Annotated in this window: 11 protein-coding genes and 1 pseudogene; 5 read left to right on the top strand and 7 right to left on the bottom strand. The window is 57.9% G+C overall.

Going from position 1 to position 17,286, the window contains the following annotated elements:
• Positions 1–66: 66 nt before the first annotated feature.
• A complete protein-coding gene (locus tag BK667_RS23645) occupies positions 67–5,106 on the top strand; it encodes a dermonecrotic toxin domain-containing protein (RefSeq protein WP_123599086.1) in 5,040 nt (1,679 codons plus the stop codon).
• Between the two features lie 60 nt (positions 5,107–5,166).
• Here the strand turns inward: BK667_RS23645 and argR are convergent, their stop codons facing one another.
• From argR to acs, 7 genes are all read right to left on the bottom strand, one after another.
• Complete coding sequence (gene argR / locus BK667_RS23640) at positions 5,167–6,147, bottom strand: transcriptional regulator ArgR (protein ID WP_123514334.1); 981 nt, start codon at positions 6,145–6,147, stop codon at positions 5,167–5,169.
• Between the two features lie 246 nt (positions 6,148–6,393).
• The gene (locus BK667_RS23635) at positions 6,394–7,158 is read right to left on the bottom strand and encodes an ABC transporter ATP-binding protein (protein WP_123407318.1); all 765 of its coding nucleotides are present in this window, start codon (positions 7,156–7,158) and stop codon (positions 6,394–6,396) included.
• A 27-nt stretch (positions 7,159–7,185) separates the two neighbouring features.
• Positions 7,186–8,298, bottom strand: coding sequence for a M14 family metallopeptidase (locus BK667_RS23630; RefSeq protein WP_123599085.1), 1,113 nt, complete (start codon positions 8,296–8,298; stop codon positions 7,186–7,188).
• A 1-nt stretch (position 8,299) separates the two neighbouring features.
• Positions 8,300–8,998: an ABC transporter permease gene (locus BK667_RS23625; RefSeq protein ID WP_123599084.1), complete on the bottom strand. Its 699-nt coding sequence runs from the start codon at positions 8,996–8,998 to the stop codon at positions 8,300–8,302.
• The gene (locus BK667_RS23620) at positions 8,995–9,684 is read right to left on the bottom strand and encodes an ABC transporter permease (protein ID WP_123407311.1); all 690 of its coding nucleotides are present in this window, start codon (positions 9,682–9,684) and stop codon (positions 8,995–8,997) included. The genes BK667_RS23625 and BK667_RS23620 overlap by 4 nt, the downstream gene beginning before the upstream one ends.
• Positions 9,685–9,775: 91 nt before the next feature.
• On the bottom strand, positions 9,776–10,549 hold the full coding sequence (aotJ, locus tag BK667_RS23615) for an L-arginine-binding protein AotJ (RefSeq protein WP_123599083.1): 774 nt from the start codon (positions 10,547–10,549) through the stop codon (positions 9,776–9,778).
• A 733-nt stretch (positions 10,550–11,282) separates the two neighbouring features.
• Positions 11,283–13,238, bottom strand: a complete 1,956-nt coding sequence (gene acs / locus BK667_RS23610) for an acetate--CoA ligase (protein ID WP_123514328.1) — start codon at positions 13,236–13,238, stop codon at positions 11,283–11,285.
• A gap of 411 nt (positions 13,239–13,649) precedes the next feature.
• On the opposite strand from acs, the gene BK667_RS23605 reads away from it, so the two are divergent.
• The 4 genes and pseudogenes from BK667_RS23605 (at position 13,650) to BK667_RS23590 (ending at position 17,221) form a co-directional block, all read left to right on the top strand.
• Positions 13,650–13,913 carry a DUF2790 domain-containing protein gene (locus BK667_RS23605; RefSeq protein ID WP_123514326.1) on the top strand — a complete coding sequence of 88 codons (264 nt, stop codon included), beginning with the start codon at positions 13,650–13,652 and terminating at the stop codon, positions 13,911–13,913.
• Between the two features lie 26 nt (positions 13,914–13,939).
• Positions 13,940–14,134 (top strand): annotated as a pseudogene (locus tag BK667_RS23600) (hypothetical protein); the annotation flags it as partial.
• Between the two features lie 511 nt (positions 14,135–14,645).
• Positions 14,646–15,896 carry a ribonucleotide-diphosphate reductase subunit beta gene (locus tag BK667_RS23595; protein ID WP_092279009.1) on the top strand — a complete coding sequence of 417 codons (1,251 nt, stop codon included), beginning with the start codon at positions 14,646–14,648 and terminating at the stop codon, positions 15,894–15,896.
• Between the two features lie 101 nt (positions 15,897–15,997).
• Positions 15,998–17,221 (top strand): SIR2 family protein, encoded by a 1,224-nt coding sequence (locus BK667_RS23590; protein WP_259698167.1) that lies wholly within the window; start codon positions 15,998–16,000, stop codon positions 17,219–17,221.
• The last annotated feature ends 65 nt before the right edge of the window (positions 17,222–17,286 follow it).

Here is a 17,286-nt window from a genome sequence, read left to right as displayed (position 1 = left end):
ATGTACCGCACCTGAAAAAAGATTCACGGGTCTGATAGCACGCTCGACACGCTTAAGGACAACACCGTGAATCTTCCCAAGGACTCCCAGCCGATACCTTTCTGGCCCCGGCACCCGGACACCCACTACGCGCACCTGGCCACTGCCCTGCCGACGTGGCTGATCAAGGCCAGCGCCACTCGCCGGGCCACCCTGACCGATGCGCGCCCAGAGCTCATCAGCCAATTACACAGCGCTTCGCCCGCGCAGCACCGCGTGCTGAAACGACTGAATGCCACCTACTGGAACGCCCAGAACCGCATCGACCAACATCTCGAACAGCTTCAGGACGCGCGCACCTTCGGTGAACCCTTGTTGCGCGCCGCCCTGAAACAGCAATACGGGCTGGACCTGGACGTCAACGCCACCTGGCTGCGCCTCTACATTCCCGCCACCACGCCGTGGTTTCCCATCAAGTCCGGAGGCACCCGCACCTGGACGGTTTCGCTGCTGGACGCGGCGCTGCACAACTTCGAACCCGCCGAAGCAGAAGATGACGCCTATGAGGCAGATTCGACCTACATCACCCAACCTTCCGCCACCGGGCATTTCGATGTTCTCAGGCACATCAAGAATCGGCTCGGCATCGGCGCCTTCGCGCGGCTGTGTCGCGAACTGGACATCGGCAAGCAGTACCAGGCTTTTCTCGAAGAAAATCTGGGCGTCAGCACGCCGCTGGTGGCCGCCGTGCTACACCCGCAGATCAAAGACAGTCACCAGGCTGCCCTGCGCATGGCGCTGGAACTGGCGGTCATTGCTGACGAGCCCTTGAGTAACGGCACCTATCGCTCGATACGCGGGCTGGTCGATGGCGTGCAGGGCATGCTGCTCGACGGCAAACCCTTGCTGTGCCATGACTTGACCCTGATGAACGCCCGGCTCACCGGCATTGTGCTGTTTGCTCCGGACCTGGAGCAGCATCGCGACACCGTGCCGGTCATCGCCTACATTCCCGACGACCCTGAGCACCCCCTCAAGCAATACCCCTCCAGCGCCCGGTTCATGATTGAACTGAGCCAGCGGCTTCGCTCGAAAAATTATCAGCAGTTTTTCAGTCGCTTCGTTGCCCACGAAGATCGCGGCTACTTCTTTGCCGACCTGAACAATCGCCTGACCCAAACCACCTGGCATCAACGCAGCCAGGGCGATCCGTTGCCGAGCTGGCGAGAAACACCCGCCGCCCACGCCAATCTGCAATTCGCCGCAACGCCGATTCGCGGCGATCTGTGGACTCACCTGCATCAGCGCAAACTCGACAAGATCCTCAATGACGCGCGCACTATCGCCGTCTCCACCGCCAATGCCGATAGAAAGGCGCGTTGGGAACGCTGGGATTCTTTCACCGGCATTGCCTCGGCCCTGTTGCAGGTTGCGGCGTTCGTGGCGCTGCCCTTCGTGCCCTTCCTCGGTGAGTTGATGCTGGCGTACACCGCGTACCAGTTGCTCGACGAAACCTTCGAAGGAATTGTCGACTGGGCCGAGGGGCTGACCCGGCAAGCCCTCGCCCACACCTTGGGCGTTATGGAGTCATTGGTGCAGCTGGGTATTTTCGCCGCCGGTGGCAACATCGTCACCACGGAGTTTCGTCAGGTCTTGCCACGGGAGTGGATCGACTTCATCGACCGTTTCACACCGGTCAAAACCACCGAGGGGCAAACCCGTTACTGGAACGGTGACCTGGAACCCTATGAACACACCGTGTCCCCGTCCAAAGTCATCCCCGACGACCTGGGCCTGCGCCGCCATGACGACAAAACCATCCTGCTGCTGGAAGGCAAACCTTATTCAGTGAGTAAGGCGGCGACCCAAGAGCCGTTCGTGATCGAACACCCGACCCGGCCTGACGCCTATAAGCCCCGACTCAAACACAACGGCAACGGCAGTTGGCAGACCGAACACGAACAACCACTGACCTGGGACCGCGAAAAAGTCTTGCTGCGCTTCGGCCATCTCGCCGACGCCTTGTCCATGGACGACCTTGAAACAGTGCTGAGTATCAGCGGCTACCACGAAAACGCCCTGCGCCGGATGCTGGTCGACAATGAACCCCTGCCCTCCCTGCTGGCCGATACGCTCAAACGCTTCAAGATTGACCGGGACTTGCACACCTTTATCGAGCGCCTGGGCAGCGAGCAGCCCGCCACCTGGCTCACAGCCGATCCCGCCACCCAGTTGCAACTGCTGACGGAGCAACTGCGCTGGCCCAGTGACAAGGCGTTGCGCCTGATCGACGACCAAGGCGAGGTGACCTGGCAAAGCAGCACCGGCGAGCGCCCTTATGACATTGCCGCCAACACTGGCGACGTGCTCAAGGCCGCGCTCGGCCACTTGGACGAGGCTGAAATCAAGGCCTTATTCGACGAATCCTTCGGCGCCCCGAGCCTGGCCCTGGAGGTGCGCACCAAGCAACTGCGTGCGCGGATTCTGCGGGTCGTGCAAACCCAACGCAGCACCCTGTTCGAAGCCCGTTACCGGGCTCAGGAACTGGACGTCGAGCCGTTGGCCCGCCAGCTCATGGACGCGGTGCCCGGCCTGCCGTCCGGTTCGGCGCAAGAGTTGTTGCTCAGCGCCAGCGCCATCGAACTGCAACAGCTTGAACAAGGCACCCTTGCCCCGCGCTTGAAAGAGCTGGCGCGCTGGACGCAACAGCAAATCCGCGCGGTCCGCGCCCGCGAAAGCCTGGAACTGGAGAGCGTGGACAACCCGGATGCCGAACGCCTGGCCCTGCATTCCCTGCCGCGCCTGCCAGGCTGGTCGGCGAACGTGCGAATCGAGGTCAACCGCTTTTCCTTCGAAGGCGCGAACATCGACAGCATCGGCCAACCGAACGCCGCCATGCGCAAGGTGCTGGTGCAAACTGAGGACGGTCATTACCAGCCCTACAACGAGATCGGCGAAGCACTGGCCAGTACGGACGATTTCTACAACAGCCTGCTGCGCGCGTTACCCGACACCGTGCGCCGAAAAATCAACCTGAACATCGGTCAGGGCCAGGCGCTCAAGCACGCGGTTGGCCAACATGCGCTGCCATTGGAGGAACTGCAAAGCGTGCTGTCCTCGCAACCGCTGCTCAAACCGTCTTATGACCCTCACCTCATGCGCCTGCCGGGTGGCGTCGATGGCTATCGTCAGTACCACCCCGGACGTGGGTCTTTGAATGATCGGATCCTTGATCTCTTCCCCTCCTTCACCGAGCAGCAAGTCGCGGACTATGCACGCATCCTGCAGGAACATCCGGCGGGCGCACGTATCGAGCTCTCGCGGATGTACGAAGAGTTCCGGCAATTGGCCGAAGACCTGCGCATCTGGACCAACACCGCAGCGACTGAGCACCCCATAACCGGAGCCGCGTTGACGCCGGAGCAAATGTTCGCCGACGCGCAGAACCGTCACCGGCTGTCCGGCGAACTGCATCGCTGCTGGCGTCGCCAGACCGCGCTCAACGACCCCGACGCCCAAGGTGGCGACCCCGACTACCTGTTCTCATTCACGCGACCGATCATCGGTGAATTGCCCACGTTCCAGGCCGACTTCAGCCACGTCAGCTTCGTGGTGCTGGAAGGCAACGAAATGACTCTCGGCGCTCGCGCCTTCCTGAACCGCTTCACCGGTATTCGACGCTTGGCGGTGCGCAATATTCCGTTGGACAGCCTGCCGGAGGTGGTGGCGACCCGCCCGACTATGATCCAGTTGATTCTCAGCAATTGCCGACTCAGCCTGAGCGCCGAAGATCAAGCCGTCATTGCCTCGATGACGCAGTTGCGCACGCTCGACTTATGCCGAAATCCGCTGCTCACCAGCGTCAGCCTGGAAGCCATGCCAGCGCTGGAATACCTCGACCTGAGCCGTTGCGGTCTGTCCCACACACCGGCCGGACTCGGTACGCGCACCCACTTGCGTAACGCAATTCTCTCGGACAACTTGATCAGCCACCTGCCTGTCGAGCTGTTCGATCTGCCGCCCATTCGGGTCAACGGTTTCGACTTCAGTGATAACCCCTTGTCCGACACCACACGCAACCAGATCAAAGCCAGTTACCAACACTCCCAACAAGACTTTAGCGTGGATGCGCCACAAGCCGATCTGGAGCGAGCGGCACACCTTTACCCACGCTTTGGACGCGAAGAAGCCAGCCAATTCGTCTACCGATTGCCCGGCACCCTGGAAGCCGGGCGCATCGAACTCACGCGCCTGGAAAACGAATACAGCACGATGGTCTCTACGCTGGCGGCCTGGACCTCAGATGTGCCGGCCCGGCACCCTGTCACCGAGCAGCCGTTCACGCCCCAGCAACTGCTGATCGAGCACAGCATCCGGGACGCGCTCAAACACCGGATCGAGCAAGCCTGGCGCAAAGAAATCGAAGCGGACGTGTTCGACGACCCCATCGATCCCACCGAGACCTCCTACGAGCTGGTCCTGGACATGATCATCATCGGAGACTTGCCCACCCTGGACGCGGACTTCAGCCATGTATCGCACTTGTTTCTGAGCAGCGATGCAGGATGGACCACCGTAAACAACGGATTCCTGCGCTGCTTCCCAAGGCTCAAGGCCCTGACCGTCCACGATTATCGGATGAGTGCCATTCCTGATGCCGTGTTCAACATGGGCGCGCTCAGATCCCTGGTCGTCACCGATTCCCACCTGACGCTCACCCCGAACACCGTGGCCGCACTCGCAGGCATGGATCACCTCTATATTCTGGACCTCAGTGATAACCCGCTGTACCTGGCACCTGATGTCAGCCAGATGGCGAACCTGAGCACATTGATCCTGCACGACACATTAATCACCGAACTGCCCAACGGCATGCTGCAACTGCAAAACCTTGAGAATGCCAACCTAAGCCACAATGAAATTCTGGAGTTACCCGCCGACCTGTTGGAGCTGCCGGTGAACATCGCGGAAGGCGTCGACTTGCGCGCCAACCCGTTTTCCGAGCGCAGCCTGCAACTCTTGTATGCGTACTTCCAGAACACAGGCATTGATTTTGGCGTGGAGGAGATCATCGATAACGCGGAGATGGAGGTGTCGCACTCGGAGGATTCAGCGATGGAAGACTAAGGCGTAGCGCCAGGCCAGTCGCCTGTGGACGACTGGTTGCCTGCAAGGAACGACTGGCGATCAGCCGCGCTCTGAAGGCATCGACGACAATTCGAACGGACTGCTGTTGCGCCGCTGGTTGCGATCTTCCCGCGGCGTGGCACCGAAGAAGTTGCGGTAGGCGCTGGAGAAGTGTGGCCCCGAGGAGAAGCCGCACGACAGGCCGATCTGGATGATCGACTTGCTGGTTTGCATCAACATCTGCCGGGCCTTGTTCAGGCGCAGTTCCAGATAGTACTGGCTCGGCACGCGGTTGAGGTATTGCTTGAAGATCCGCTCCAGCTGCCGACGGGACACACACACGTGCTGGGCGATTTCGTCGGTGGTCAGGGGTTCTTCGATGTTGGCTTCCATCAGCAACACCGCTTGGGTGAGTTTCGGATGACTGGAGCCGAGACGGTTCTGCAGCGGGATGCGCTGGCGCTCGCCACCCTCGCGGATGCGTTCGACCACCAGTTCTTCCGAGACGGCACCGGCCAGTTCCGCGCCGTGGTCACGGGCCAATACCGCCAGCAGCAAGTCGAGCACCGACAGACCGCCGCACGCGGTCAAGCGATCGCGATCCCAGTCGAACAGATGGCTGGTGGCGATGACTTTCGGGAAGCGTTCGGCGAAATCGTCCTGCCAGCGCCAATGCACGGCGGCGCGATAACCGTCGAGCAAACCGAGTTGCGCCAATGGGTAAACACCGGCGGACAAACCACCGATCACACAACCGGCGCGCACCAGTTGTTTGAGCGAACTGCTGAGGGCTGGTGCGAGTGCGGTCGGCGGCTCATCGGCGAGCAAAAACAGTTTCTGGAAGTTTTCGAGCTTGCCGGCCCAGGGCTCACCGGGCAATTGCCAGGCGCCTTCGGTCGGCGGTTCGGCCTGCAAGAACGACAGTTCGTAGACAACGTCCGGATGCACACGCTGGGCAACACGCAAGGCCTCCTCAGCCAGCGCAAGCGTCAGAGCTTTAGTGCTGGGCCAAATCAGAAAACCAATTCGATGGGCAGTCATGGGCGGGTGATCCGAAGCGAAAACAGTATTAAAGGCATGGGCCAATGCTAGCCCGTAAATGAACGCAAATCTCAAAACCAGCAAAGATCCCTGTAGGAGCGAGGCTTGCCCGCGAAGGCGGTGTGTCATTCACAAATGATGTCGACTGACACGGCCTCTTCGCGGGCAAGCCTCGCTCCTACAGGGGATCGGCCGGCCTTCAGGTTGCGAAGCATGCACTATCCCGGTGCGCAACGGGAGTTCGGTTTACTTCAGACTGCCCGAGAGGAATTGTTGCAGGCGTTCGGATTGCGGGTTCACCAGCACTTCACGCGGGTTGCCGCTTTCTTCGACGACACCTTTGTGCAGGAACACCAACTGGTTCGACACTTCACGGGCGAAGCCCATTTCGTGGGTCACCACCACCATGGTCCGGCCTTCCAGCGCGAGGGCCTGCATGACTTTCAGCACGTCGCCGACCAGTTCCGGGTCGAGGGCCGAAGTCGGTTCGTCGAACAGCATCACTTCAGGCTCCATCGCCAGCGCACGGGCAATCGCCACGCGCTGCTGCTCGCCGCCGGACATGTGGCCCGGGTAAGCGTCTTTACGATGCGCCACGCCAACCTTGTTCAGGTAGTGCTCGGCTTTCTCGCGGGCTTCAGCCTTGGTCATGCCAAGCACGTGGACCGGTGCTTCCATGATGTTTTCCAGCGCGGTCATGTGCGACCACAGGTTGAAATGCTGGAACACCATCGACAGGCGCGAACGCATGCGTTGCAACTGTTTCGGGTCGGCGGCCTTCAGGGCGCCGTCCTTGTTCGAAACCAGTTTCAGCTCTTCGTTATTGAGCAGGATCTTGCCCGCGTGCGGCTGCTCGAGCAGGTTGATGCAGCGCAGGAAAGTACTTTTGCCGGAGCCACTGGAGCCGATGATGCTGATCACATCGCCAGCCGCCGCTTTCAGGGACACGCCCTTGAGCACTTCGTGACTGCCATAGCGTTTATGCAGGTCTTGGACTTCAAGTTTGTACATGCGGTCGGTTCTCACAAAAACAGTCAGTCAGTCGTTGAGCAAGCGCCCGTGACGCAGCGCTTCGCGCCCCGCCACCTTGGCCAGCCAGAAACCGGGTTGGGCATAACGTAGCCGTTCAATGGCAAACAGCACCCCGGACGTACCAGCACACACCGTGCTGACCCGATCCGCCAACGGATCGATCACTTCGAAAATCTCATCGCCGGCTTCAATCCATTCACCGGGTTTACGCAGGAAACTCACCACACCGGGGTGCGGCGCGAACAACAATTCAGTGCCTTCGAACGGCATACCTTCACAGGCTTCGTGTGCCGGTTTCGGCCATTCACCACTGATCAGGCCTTGCTCGGCGAGGAACGCCAGGATGCCTTCGGCGTGGAATTCAGCTTGCGGGCGACCGGTGTCGGCCTGCCCGCCCAGCTCGATGGTGGTCGCCAGGCACGCCAACGGAATCTGCGCGTCCGGGAAGTGGCGCGACAGACGCAGCCACGACAGCGAACAGGCTTCGTCGAAGGAACTGCCGCCGGAATCTTCTGCCAGCAAACCGACCTTCACGTTCAGATGCGCAGCGAGGGAACGCCACTGTGGCCAGTGCTGCGGCAAGGCGTACATGTGCAGCGCGGCTTCGGCATCGCAATGCAAATCCAGTACGACGTCGGCGGTGCAGGCATGGCTAAGCAAAATGCGCTGCATGCCTTGGAGCTGACTGGTCGCCGGCGGCAACGCAGCCAAGGTGTCGCTCATCACCTGGCGGATCAAACGGATATTGGCGTGAGGATCATCCCCCAGGCGCCCTTCCAGCTCGGCGGCCACTGGCGCGCTGAGTTCGACGAAATCCCGGTTGAAGTTCTTGCCGCTGCCCGCCTCGAAGCGCCCTTGATGATTGCCTTGCAGCAGTTGACCGAGGCCGAGTGGATTGGCCACCGGCACCAGTTCAATCACGCCGTTGAGCAAGCCTTGGGCTTCGAGCTCACCTAAACGCTTTTTCAGCTCCCAAGCGGTGCGCATGCCCGGCAGTTCATCGGCGTGCAGGCTGGCCTGGATGTAGGCCTTGCGCTCGCCCGTGCCAAAGCGGAACACCGAAATCTGGCGTTCGCTGCCCAGGTGACTCCACGGCAATGAGTGATCGATGCGTTCCATATCAGTGCTTCCGCGGGGCCATGTAGCCCAGCCAGCGGCGCTCGGCCAGTTTGAAGATCTTCACCAGGATGAAGGTCAGGCACAGGTAGAACACGCCGGCGGTGATGTACGCCTCGAACGGCAGGTAGAACTGAGCGTTGACCGTGCGCGCGGCGCCGGTGATGTCGATCAGGGTCACGATGGACGCCAGACTGGTGGTCTGCAGCATCATGATCACTTCGTTGCTGTACTGCGGCAGCGCCCGGCGCAGGGCCGACGGCAGCAGGATGCGCTTGTACATTTTGTAGCGCGACATGCCCATGGCCTTGGCCGCTTCGATCTCGCCATTCGGCGTGGCACGCAGGCTGCCGGCGATGATTTCGGCGGTGTAGGCGCTGGTGTTGATCGCGAAGGCCAGGCACGCACAGAACGTTGCGCTGGACAGCCATGGCCACATGAAGCTTTCACGTACCGCTTCGAATTGCGCCAGGCCGTAGTAGATCAAAAACAGCTGAACCAGCATCGGCGTGCCGCGGATCACGTAGGTGAACAGCCAGGCGCTCATGCTGACGACGGAGTTCTTGGAAACGCGCATCAGCCCCAGCGGCAAGGCCGCCATCAGACCGAAAAACAGCGACAGCGCGAGCAATTTGAGGGTGGTCACCAGGCCGCCGAAGTACAGCGGCAGGGCCTCCCAAATGACGTTGTAGTCGAAGATCATAGATCAGCCGCCCTTACGCCTACCGAGTAGCGCTTCTCAAGGTGACGCAGTGCCAGCAACGAGACACTGGTGATCACCAGGTACATCGCCGCCACTGCGAGGAAGAAGGTGAAAGGCTCGCGGGTGGCATCTGCCGCCTGCTTGGCCTTGAACATCATGTCTTGCAGACCTACCACCGAAATCAGCGCGGTGGCCTTGGTCAGTACCAGCCAGTTGTTGGTGAAACCCGGAATCGCCAGGCGAATCATCTGTGGCACCAACACCCGGAAGAACACCTGAAAACTGCTCATGCCGTAAGCCATGCCGGCTTCTGCCTGACCCTTGGGGATCGCCATGAAAGCGCCACGGAAGGTTTCCGACAGGTACGCACCGAAGATGAAACCCAGGGTGCCGATGCCGGCGGCCAGCGGGTTCAGGTCGATGTAGTCGTCAAAGCCGAGCATCGGTGCGACGCGGTTGAGCAGGTCCTGGCCACCGTAGAAAATCAGCAGGATCAGTACCAGGTCGGGAATGCCGCGGATCACCGTGGAATACAGGTCGCCGAGCCAGGCCAGCCAACGAATCGGGGACAGACGCAGCGAAACGCCGATCAGCCCCAGAACAATGGCCAGGACCATGGACGACAAGGCGAGCTGAAGCGTCAGCCATGCGCCATCGAGGATGACAGCCCCGTAGCCTTTCAACATGATTCAGGTCCTCGAAAGTAGGGATGAAAAAATGGCGCAAACCTCAGAGATCCTGTTGCTTGCGCCATTTCGGACTTGTCGCTTGGACGTGTTACTTGCCGTAGATATCGAAGGCGAAGTACTTGTCCTGGATTTGCTTGTATTTGCCGTTCTCGCGAATGGCAGTGATCGCGGTGTTGATCTTGTCTTTCAGCGCATCACCCTTGCGAACCGCGATACCTACGCCGTCGCCGAAGTATTTGACGTCGGTGAAGGCCGGGCCAACGAAGGCGAAACCTTTGCCGGCGTCGGTTTTCAGGAAACCGTCATCCAGCAGCGTAGCGTCTGCCACGGTGCCGTCGAGGCGGCCGGCGGCCACGTCGAGGTAGATTTCGTTCTGCGAACCGTAAGGCTTGATCTCGGCACCCAGCGGGGCCAGGACTTCGCGGGCGAAACGCTCGTGGATCGAACCACGTTGTACGCCGATGTTCTTGCCCTTGAGCTCAGCCAGGCCTTCGCTGACTTGAGTGCCGACCTTCATGACCAGGCGCGCCGGGGTGTTGTAGTACTTGTTGGTGAAGTCCACGGACTTCTTGCGATCTTCAGTGATCGACATGGACGACAGGATCGCGTCGATCTTGCGCACTTGGAGTGCCGGGATCAGACCGTCGAACTCTTGCTCGACCCAGACGCACTTGACCTGCATCTGCTCGCACAGGGCGTTGCCGATGTCGTAGTCGAAACCGACGATGCTGCCGTCCGGAGCCTTGGAGGCAAACGGAGGGTACGCCGCTTCGATACCGATCTTCAGGGGCTTTTCATCGGCGAAGGTCGGCAGGGACAGCACGGACAGTGCCAGGGCGCCAAGCAGCACAAGTTTCTTCATCTTGGGACTCCATCGGTAAAGGGCAAAAACGGCAGAGTGAGCACAAGCCCAATATGCGAATGGGTTAAACAGGAAATCGGTGCTGCGTCCTGGAAAACCCGCGTTGATTTCAACGCGAGCAACGACGAGCGAGTGATCGGCATTCTAACGACAGGCCCGAAGCCGATATTTCTTCAATGCGACAACAAATTACAGATGCACTGAGAAAGCCGCTTGAGCACGTTGACAGCCTTGCAAATTCATGCAAGAGCAAAAGATTGTTAACCGATCTATGCTGCAAATTGCGGGCCTATTATTGGCAAACCCTTCTAATCCGGCAAGCGTAGCGTGGTGTCTTATTTTTCATGGGCGGTTGAGAGGCCCTGAAACGGGGCTTTGCGTTTCCCAATGCCCCGGATGGGTGGGGGCGGTTACACATTCAGTTACTTTCCTGAGGACGGGTAACAGTGGGAAATGGCCTACAAGCGATGCCGATAAATATTCGGCGTTGTTGATGATCGTTCCCACGCTCTGCGTGGGAATGCCGCCATGGACGCTCCGCGTCCGCCGTTGACGTTGTGACGCAGAGCGTCACGGGATGCATTCCCACGCGGAGCGTGGGAACGATCGAGCAAACCCTGTAGGAGCGAGGCTTGCCCGCGAAGAGGCCGGAATTGCCTCCACAAAAACCCAGACAATAAAAAACCCCACCAGACGCTATGTCTGGCGGGGCTTCGGCAGCTCAGACCGACGCTTACGCGACGTTCATCGTCTTATGCGTATCAATCAAATGCTGCACCACACCCGGATCCGCCAGGGTCGAAATATCCCCCAACCCATCGTATTCAGCGGTGGCAATCTTGCGCAGAATCCGGCGCATGATCTTGCCCGAACGGGTTTTCGGCAGCCCCGGCGCCCACTGGATCACATCCGGCGAAGCAATCGGCCCAATCTCTTTACGCACCCAGTTTTTCAGCTCCAGGCGCAGTTGCTCGCTCGGCTCTTCGCCATTTTTAAGGGTGACATACACATAGATGCCCTGCCCCTTGATGTCGTGCGGCACGCCAACCACGGCAGCCTCGGCGACTTTCGGGTGCGCAACCATCGCGCTCTCGATCTCGGCCGTACCCATGCGATGCCCGGAAACGTTAAGCACGTCATCCACGCGACCGGTGATCCAGTAGTAACCGTCTTCGTCGCGGCGCGCACCGTCGCCGGTGAAGTACATGCCACGGAAAGTCTTGAAATAGGTATCGACGAAGCGGTCGTGATCGCCATACAGCGTGCGTGCCTGGCCTGGCCACGAATCGAGAATCACCAGGTTGCCCTCGGCAACGCCTTCGATGATGTTACCCAGGTTGTCGACCAACGCCGGCACCACACCGAAGAATGGACGCGCCGCAGAACCTGGCTTGAGGGCGTGAGCGCCTGGCAGCGGGCTCATCATGTTGCCGCCGGTTTCGGTCTGCCACCAGGTATCGACGATCGGGCAACGGGACTTGCCCACATTCTTGTAATACCAGTCCCACGCTTCCGGGTTGATCGGCTCACCCACGGAACCGAGCAGGCGCAAACTGCTGCCATCGGCACCTTCAACAGCGGCTTGGCCCGACGCCATCATCGCGCGGATCGCGGTGGGCGCGGTGTAGAGGATGTTGACCTTGTGCTTGTCGATGATCTTCGCCACCCGGGTGATATCCGGATAGTTCGGCACACCTTCGAACAGCAACGTGGTCGCGCCGTTAGCCAATGGGCCGTAGACGATATAGCTGTGACCCGTGACCCAGCCGACGTCGGCGGTGCACCAGTAGATTTCGCCTGGACGATAATCGAATACACGCTCGTGGGTCATCGCCGCGTACAACAGGTAACCGGCGGTAGTGTGTTGCACGCCCTTCGGCTTGCCCGTCGAACCGGAGGTGTAAAGAATGAACAGCGCTTCTTCAGCACCCATTTCTTTCGGCGCGCACACGGCGCCCGCCACTTTCATCAGGTCTTCGTACCAGATGTCGCGATGCTGGTTCCACTTGATGTCGCCACCGGTGCGCTTGCACACGATGACTTTCTGGATGCTGCTGGTTTCCGGGTTGGTCAGCGCGTCGTCGACGTTGGTCTTGAGCGGGATCTTCTTGCCGGCACGAACACCTTCGTCGGCGGTGATCACCACTTTGGATTTGCAGTCGATGATGCGGCCAGCCAGGGCTTCCGGCGAGAAACCACCGAACACCACTGAGTGAATCGCGCCGATCCGGGTGCAGGCCAGCATGGCGACCACGGCTTCGGGGATCATCGGCATATAGATAGTCACCACGTCGCCGCGATGCACATCCTGGCCGCGCAAGGCGTTGGCGAACTTGCAGACTTGCTCGTGCAGCTCGCGGTAGGTGATGTTGCGGCTCTCGGCAGGGTCATCCCCTTCCCAGATAATCGCGATTTGATCGCCGCGCTCGGCCAGATGACGGTCGAGGCAGTTGTAGGAAACGTTCAGCGTGCCATCGGCGAACCATTTGATGTCGACATGGTGATCGTCGAAGGAGGTCTGCTTCACCGTGGTGAAAGGCTTGATCCAATCGAGGCGCTTGGCTTGTTCGCGCCAGAAGCCGTCCGGGTTGACGACCGACTGCTGGTACATGGCCTTATAGGTGGCCTCGTCAGTCAACGTATTGGCTGCTACCTCGGGACGAACTGGATACAGAGAACCCGCACTCATCTTTCTTACCTCGGTGGAATAGTTGTTTTTGTATGGACCTGTTGTAGCCGGGCCGGGCCTATAGAACCATTCGACGATGGTAGTAACAAGCCCCTACAAAATGTCGTGGTTACCCCCTCCGAGCGCTCAAACCCACGCCATCCGCGACGTCCGGCCCTGGCAGTGGCAGTGGCCTGCGAACATTTGCTTTTCGCGCGATTGTTACGGGAATCGCGAAAGGTGTTTATCAAAACCATGGGTATATGAATGTAACCCCCACGCCTAAAATCAGCCTCGCCAACAAGGCAACCCTGATTAACCAAGTTGCAGCCCCCACGAAGGCAGTTAATCAAACAACCCAGTACTGAAGTTCCACACGCAATCCCAAAAGGATTGCGTGAACCCTCTCGACTTTAGAAAGGTAAATTTGAAATGAAAGCTTTATTAGTTCTGGCCCTCAGCAGTCTGTGCGCAACCGCCATGGCCGACGAGGTTCCGACTGATGTCGCACAGCAGAAACCCGCAGTAGAGGAATATACGTATTCCACCCACCTGGACATCGCCAACGTCGTGTCCATGAGCGAAGTTCCGAATGTGTGTGAAGTGGTTCCGATGAAAATGGAATACGACGACTCCAAAGGTCAGCGCCACATCCTGCGTTATAGCGTCATGGGTAATGGCTGCACTAACGGTTGATCCGCCACGCACTTGGAGTAATAACGATGAAAACCAAACTGATCCTCGCCTTGACCCTTTGCGTACTGGCCGGTGGCGCTTTCGCTGCTGATGGCTACGAGCGCACCGGCTCGGCGGCTTTTACCAACGGCGCGCCTGTCGCTTCTGACGGGGCCGATCACATTGGCGCAGCCAAGGTCGCCGCCGATGGCGCTGATCACGTCGGGGCTGCCCGCCTCAGCTGATGGCTGAACGCGACATTAGGGCCCGGCTTCGGTCGGGCTTAGTTGTGTCTGGGGCCATCGAAAAGCGCCTTGAAACACAACATGTAGTGAAAAACCCGATTTTCTGGCTATTTTTTGCACAAAAATCCAGCCCGCCAAAAATAATGAAAAAAAATCTTCACCTGCGATACCCAGCCAAAGCCCTGTAAACCCTCGCTCCGATCAAAAAACCTCCCCCGCCGTGCGTTCTCAGTGCCATTTCGTCGCACCACACGCCTGTTTTTTTCCCTATAATGCCGCCTTAAACGGGCCTGCAATATTCCCTTACAGGGATAAGCAGCCAGTCCGAAGCCCCACGCAGAAGCGATTCATTTTCTCTGCGCCCATCGGCGGCTCGACTCCGTAAAAAATTTCTGTTTTTGCCTGCGGTAGCTGCAATTACATTTTCCTTAGATCCAACGCGGCCAGTACGACCGTGTGACAAACCATCACATGGGCAATCTGGCCCTCACGCAGGAGACGACACGTCATGCTGAGCTGGGACGAATTCGACAAAGAAGACACGGGCGAAGTAGCCGTAAAAGGCGCCAACGCCGGCCACGCGACTGAAGCCAACATGGACCGCCTCGACACCGCCGGTGGCGTTGCCGCCCAAGAAGCGCGTGCCGTGACCGCCTCCGACTCCGCCGCCATCGCCCGTGCCAAGGCTGCCCTGGACAACCTCGACGTTGCCGAAGGCCTGGCCGAACTCGAAGGCGCCTCCGCCCGCGTCGCTGTCGACGAAAAGCGCATGATCAACTGCCGCGCCGACCTCAACCAACTCGTACCCTTCAAGTACGACTGGGCCTGGCAGAAGTATCTGGACGGTTGCGCAAACCACTGGATGCCGCAAGAAGTCAACATGACCGCCGACATCGCCCTCTGGAAAGACCCGGAAGGCCTGACCGACGACGAACGCCGCATCGTCATGCGCAACCTCGGCTTCTTCTCCACCGCCGACTCCCTGGTTGCCAACAACCTGGTCCTGGCCGTGTACCGCCTGATCACCAACCCGGAATGCCGCCAGTACATCCTGCGCCAGGCTTTCGAAGAAGCGATCCACACCCACGCCTACCAGTACTGCATCGAATCGCTGGCCATGGATGAAGGCGAGATCTTCAACATGTACCACGAGATCCCATCGGTCGCGAAAAAAGCCACCTGGGGCCTCAAATACACCCGCTCGATCTCCGATCCGAAGTTCGAAACCGGCACCGTCGAAACCGACAAAGAACTGCTGCGCAACCTGATCGCCTACTACTGCGTCCTGGAAGGCATCTTCTTCTACTGCGGCTTCACCCAAATCCTCTCCATGGGCCGCCGCAACAAAATGACCGGCGTCGCCGAGCAGTTCCAATACATCCTGCGCGACGAATCCATGCACCTGAACTTCGGCATCGACGTGATCAACCAGATCAAAATCGAAAACCCGCACTTGTGGGATGCTGAAATGAAGGAAGAGGCTTCGCAGATGATTCTGCAGGGGACTCAGCTGGAGATTGAATACGCTCGCGATACCATGCCTCGCGGCGTACTCGGCATGAACGCGGCGATGATGGAGGACTACCTGAAGTTCATCGCTAACCGTCGTCTGTCGCAGATTGGGTTGAAGGAAGAGTATCCAGGGACGACTAACCCGTTCCCTTGGATGAGCGAGATTATGGACTTGAAGAAAGAGAAGAATTTCTTTGAGACTCGGGTTATTGAATACCAAACCGGTGGTGCGCTTAGCTGGGATTGACAGTGGCGTAACGCCATGCAATAAGAGCTTACCTTACATGGTTGTTAGGGAAGCTAAAAAGCCCTGCTCATGCAGGGCTTTTTTTTAGCTAAGGAACTGGCATGAACGAGTCCGTGCATAATCCCGACCAATATATGTTTGGCTTTCGTCAAATAATAACCAATGGCAAAAAGAAAATTGGAATTCTTCTCGGTGCTGGGGCGCCTGTCAGCATCAACGTAGGAAAGGACGCTTGGGAGCCGCTAATTCCCAATGTCGTAGGTTTAACCCGTGCTATAAAGTCGGACTTATCCGAGGAAGACCTTAGGGTTTTCAATGAAATAGAATCTTCGATAGAAGACAAGAATTTTGAAAAAGTCCTATCAAAAATCAGAGCACTAGCAGATGTCATAGGAACATCAAAAGTTCACGGATATGACAGTATAAAATTTACACAGTTAACCGATCACATATGCAACTCAATTAAAAAGGTTGTAGATCGAGAATTACCACCGAGCCCAACTCCATACTGCGAACTGGTCTCGTGGATAAACGGCATTAATAGAAAACATGGCATCGAAGTTTTTACCACCAACTACGACTTACTACTAGAACAATCATTAGAAAGAGTTAAGACTCCATACTTTGATGGCTTTAGCGGCTCAAGAAATGCTTTTTTCGATCCATCTAGCATTTCAAGAAATGACCTACCACCAAGATGGGTAAGATTATGGAAGCTTCACGGTTCAATTGGATGGGAGATCGGTCCAAACAATGAGGTAATCAGGATACCTCACTCACAGAACACCAGTATGGTTTACCCATCTCACATAAAATACGACCAAACTCAAGCTGCTCCATTTTCATCTTTATTTGAACGATTTAAAAATTTTCTCTTAGAGCCAGACACGTTACTTATTTCATCCGGTTTCTCCTTTGCCGACGCACATATAACGTCGAAAATAATCGAAAGCCTTATTGCTAACCCTTCCTCAGCGCTATTCGCCTTTCAATTCAACAAAATCTCCGAAGAATCATTCGCACGCGAAATTGCAATGAAATGCCCTAATGTCAGTGTCTTTTGTAGGGATGGCGCAATCATCAATGGTGTGGAAGCAAAATGGCGTACGGGGATACTTCCAGCTAAAAACTGGCAAACAATCAGAGAAGAGTACTTCAAAAACGAGGAGTTTCTTCTTGGCGATTTCAAAATTCTAACTCGCTTTTTGGCAACTGCTGGAGGCGAATTTGGAATTAAGTTTGAAGAAATAGCATTAGACATGTCTTATCTACCGCCTGATGCATCCCTACTCCAAAAAGTAGAGGGTGACAATTCCGATGCGTAGTCCCACTCTGCTAGGAAGTATAAGTTCCGTTTCCAGCTCCTCCATTGCTGTCGAACTGGCTGACA

The sequence above is a fragment of the Pseudomonas frederiksbergensis genome, from assembly GCF_003732705.1.
In the GTDB taxonomy this organism is placed as follows: domain Bacteria; phylum Pseudomonadota; class Gammaproteobacteria; order Pseudomonadales; family Pseudomonadaceae; genus Aquipseudomonas; species Aquipseudomonas frederiksbergensis_F.
This window is presented reverse-complemented; position numbering and strand designations above follow the sequence as displayed.

Coding starts and splice junctions, on each gene's coding strand:
- argR (WP_123514334.1), bottom strand. CDS start 6,147: ATGACTGCCCATCGAATTGGTTTTCTGATTTGGCCCAGCACTAAAGCT.
- BK667_RS23635 (WP_123407318.1), bottom strand. CDS start 7,158: ATGTACAAACTTGAAGTCCAAGACCTGCATAAACGCTATGGCAGTCAC.
- BK667_RS23630 (WP_123599085.1), bottom strand. CDS start 8,298: ATGGAACGCATCGATCACTCATTGCCGTGGAGTCACCTGGGCAGCGAA.
- BK667_RS23625 (WP_123599084.1), bottom strand. CDS start 8,998: ATGATCTTCGACTACAACGTCATTTGGGAGGCCCTGCCGCTGTACTTC.
- BK667_RS23620 (WP_123407311.1), bottom strand. CDS start 9,684: ATGTTGAAAGGCTACGGGGCTGTCATCCTCGATGGCGCATGGCTGACG.
- aotJ (WP_123599083.1), bottom strand. CDS start 10,549: ATGAAGAAACTTGTGCTGCTTGGCGCCCTGGCACTGTCCGTGCTGTCC.
- acs (WP_123514328.1), bottom strand. CDS start 13,238: ATGAGTGCGGGTTCTCTGTATCCAGTTCGTCCCGAGGTAGCAGCCAAT.
- BK667_RS23605 (WP_123514326.1), top strand. CDS start 13,650: ATGAAAGCTTTATTAGTTCTGGCCCTCAGCAGTCTGTGCGCAACCGCC.
- BK667_RS23595 (WP_092279009.1), top strand. CDS start 14,646: ATGCTGAGCTGGGACGAATTCGACAAAGAAGACACGGGCGAAGTAGCC.
- BK667_RS23590 (WP_259698167.1), top strand. CDS start 15,998: ATGAACGAGTCCGTGCATAATCCCGACCAATATATGTTTGGCTTTCGT.